Origin of the sequence: Pseudoroseomonas cervicalis ATCC 49957 (assembly GCF_000164635.1) — a bacterium.
GTDB classification, from domain to species: Bacteria; Pseudomonadota; Alphaproteobacteria; order Acetobacterales; family Acetobacteraceae; genus Pseudoroseomonas; species Pseudoroseomonas cervicalis.
Genome location: NZ_GG770881.1, coordinates 1 through 2,766, shown reverse-complemented (window position 1 = coordinate 2,766; position 2,766 = coordinate 1). Strand labels below are relative to the sequence as shown.

Below are 2,766 nucleotides of genomic sequence, written 5' to 3'. Positions count from 1 at the left end.
GTGCCGGCGGCGGGGACGGGCCGGCGCGGCCTCAGCCCTCCGCCGGCGCCGCGGCGGGGCGGCGGGCCTTCAGCGCCGACCAGGCGGTCCAGACGACCAGTCCGGCGCACATGGCCAGCAGCGTGGCCGAGATCGGCCGCTCGATGAACACCGACGGATCGCCGCGCGACAGCAGCATGGCACGCCGCAGTTGCTCTTCCATCAGCGGCCCGAGCACATAGCCCAGCAGCAGCGGCGCCGCCTCGAAGCCCAGGATGTTCATGCCGTAGCCGAGCACGCCGAAGGCCAGCGCGATGCCGACATCGAACAGCGAGTTGTTGATGCTGTAGACGCCGATGCAGATGAAGAACAGGATCGCCGGATACATCAGCCGGTAGGGCACCAGCAGCAGCCGCGCCCACAGCCCGATCAGCGGGATGTTCATGATCACCAGCAGCAGGTTGCCGATCCAGAAGCTGGCGATCAGCGACCAGAAGATGTCCGGATGCTCGGCCGGGAAGCGGGGCCCCGGCTGGATGCCGAAGATGATCAGCGCGCCCAGCATCAGCGCCATCACCGCGTCGCCCGGGATGCCGAGGGTGAGCGTCGGGATGAAGGCGGTCTGCGCCGCCGCGTTGTTGGAGGATTCGGGGGCCGCGATGCCCTCGATCGCGCCCTTGCCGAAGCGCTCCGGCGTGCGGGAGACGCGCTTCTCGAAGGCGTAGGACATGAAGGAGGCGATGGTGCCGCCGGTGCCCGGCAGGATGCCCAGGATGGCGCCGATGCCGGTGCCGCGCAGGATCGGCGCGGTGATGCGGCGGAACTCGGCCAGGGTCGGGAACATGGCGCGCATGGCGAGCCCCTTGCCCTTGGTCAGGATCGAGCCCTCGGTGCGGTTCACATTGGCGAAGATGTCGGCCAGGCCGAACATGCCGGTGGCGACCGCCACCAGGTTGATGCCGTCCGACAGCTCCGGGATGCCGCCGGTGAAGCGCTGCAGCCCGGTCTGCACATCGGTGCCGATGCAGCCGATCAGCAGGCCGAGCACCACCATGGCGATGCTCTTCAGCGCCGAGCCCTGCGCCAGCGTCGAGGCGGCGATCAGCCCCAGCGCCATCATGGCGAAGTAGTCGGCCGGGCCGAAGGACAGCGCCGCCTTCACCATCAGCGGCGAGAAGAAGATCATGATCAGGATGCCGATGCAGGCGCCGATGAAGGACGAGTACATCGAGGTGAAGATGGCGACGCCGGGCCGGCCCTGGCGGGCCATCGGGTAGCCGTCCAGGCAGGTCACCGCGTGCGAGGCGACGCCCGGGATGTTCAGCAGGATCGAGGTGGTGGCGCCGCCATACTGCGCGCCATAGTAGATGCCGGCGAGCATGATCAGCGCGCCGGTCGGCTCCATGCCGAAGGTGACCGGCAGCAGGATCGAGATGGCGGCCAGCGGGCCGATGCCCGGCAGCACGCCGATCAGGTTGCCCACGAAGACGCCGAGCAGCGAATAGCCCAGATTCTGCAGCGTGAAGGCGATCTGGAACCCGGCGGCCAGGTTGGTGAAGGTGTCCATCATCGCGCGATCACCGGCCGAACAGGGGGAAGATGACGCCAAGCCCGTAGACGAACAGGGCGACGCCGCCGATCGTCACGCCGAGGCTCAGCAGCAGCACGGCGCGCCAGCCATTGTTGCGGTCCATCACCGCGCCGATGCCCACCAGCAGCAGCGTGGCGGGCACCAGGCCCAGCCGGTCGCCCAGCAGCACGAAGGCCATGATGGCGGCGCTGACGCCGAGCAGCCCACGCCAGGCCGGCGCCTGCAGCTTGCCCTCGTCCCACAGCTTGGGGATGCAGCCCTTGGCGATGATGGCCACGCCGAGCGCGGCGCAGATCCAGCCCAGCACCACCGGGAAATAGCCCGGCCCCATGCGGCGGGCGCTGCCGAAGGGGTAGTCGCCGCCGATCAGCACGGCGGCCAGGCCGATGCCGATCAGCACCACCCCGCCGATCAGGTCGCGCGGGTCCACGCGGCTGTTCATGGCAGGGGCCTCGTCGTGGCGGGGCGCCTGGCCCCTGCCCGGCCGGTTCGGCCGGGGAAAACCTGCATCTGCACGTCTCTTCCTTAACTCTGCGAGGGTCGCGGCGCCGGTCGCGGCCGCGCCGCGGGCCGGTTCCGGGGCCCGCGGAACCGGCCTCTCTCAAGAACCGTGCCGCGTACGGAAAATTCGTGAAATCAGTCTGTTACGATATCGGGCGCGGCGGATGCGCCGGGCGCGGGCCGGCCGGCGGCGGCCCTGGCGGTTCGGGATTCCAAACGCCGGCGCCCGGACCCCGCCACGGCGGCATGGGCGCGGCCGGCGAAACCGCCTCCGCCGCCCCGCCTGGGCGCCGCGCGGCGCCGCTCTCACGCCCGGCCGGGCCAGGCCGCCCCTCAAAATGTCAAGGCCGAGGTTTCCGCAGGCCCTCGCCGGCGGCCGATCACGCTTTTTTGCACCGCAACATACGTCGCGATGGTTCGGAATCCCGGACGCCGGACAGGGGGAATGTTCGGATTTCCAGACATGGTGGGCCCGCCATCTTACCAAAATGTCAGAATTATCAGCACATTACGGAATCATGGCTTTCTGGTAAGCTTCTTGCATTAGGCGCCCCCATGCGCTGGCCCCGCCCGACCGAGACCGCACCGGACCGGACCCGCCCCGCCCCCCTGGGGTGGCGGGCGGCGGCGTTGCCACGCCTGCGCGCCGGGTGAGCCGCGCCCCCATGCCCATGCCGCCGTGCCGTCCGGGGAGG

The 2,766-nt window shown here is 70.1% G+C and carries 2 protein-coding genes; both read right to left on the bottom strand.

Annotated features, from left to right (window positions below):
• Positions 1–31: 31 nt before the first annotated feature.
• The gene (locus HMPREF0731_RS19960; protein WP_040614195.1) at positions 32–1,546 is read right to left on the bottom strand and encodes a tripartite tricarboxylate transporter permease; all 1,515 of its coding nucleotides are present in this window, start codon (positions 1,544–1,546) and stop codon (positions 32–34) included.
• 10 nt (positions 1,547–1,556) lie between these two features.
• Positions 1,557–2,012 (bottom strand): tripartite tricarboxylate transporter TctB family protein, encoded by a 456-nt coding sequence (locus HMPREF0731_RS19955; RefSeq protein WP_007006023.1) that lies wholly within the window; start codon positions 2,010–2,012, stop codon positions 1,557–1,559.
• Positions 2,013–2,766: the final 754 nt, after the last annotated feature.

Bases quoted from the DNA above. Each gene is read 5' to 3' on its own strand.
- HMPREF0731_RS19960 (WP_040614195.1), bottom strand. From the start codon at position 1,546: ATGGACACCTTCACCAACCTGGCCGCCGGGTTCCAGATCGCCTTCACG.
- HMPREF0731_RS19955 (WP_007006023.1), bottom strand. From the start codon at position 2,012: ATGAACAGCCGCGTGGACCCGCGCGACCTGATCGGCGGGGTGGTGCTG.